Raw genomic sequence first — 231 nt, forward strand, 5'->3', positions numbered from 1 at the left:
CTCAGCGCTGAGATAACATCGGTCAAAAATAGTTAGACTGTTATCACTTACATGACTAAATAACTGCTTTGCGTAGTTCACCTCACCTTGATAACTGGGCCCGAAGGCAACGTGGTGTATCAACCGGCTACGCAAGGAGCTTAAGGCGCATAGGCGTACAATAGGATATTCTGTATGACGGTTTTTACTGTGCTTAATATAGTGAAAGTGCTCAGCAAGAGCAGGTGTATC

Annotated in this window: 1 pseudogene; it reads right to left on the minus strand. The window is 44.2% G+C overall.

Annotated elements, in window-relative coordinates:
- Window positions 1-231: pseudogene (locus H4J63_RS20050) on the minus strand (IS4 family transposase); the annotation flags it as partial.

The sequence above is a fragment of the Pseudoalteromonas sp. 5Ae-yellow genome, from assembly GCF_014077565.1.
GTDB lineage: Bacteria > Pseudomonadota > Gammaproteobacteria > Enterobacterales > Alteromonadaceae > Pseudoalteromonas.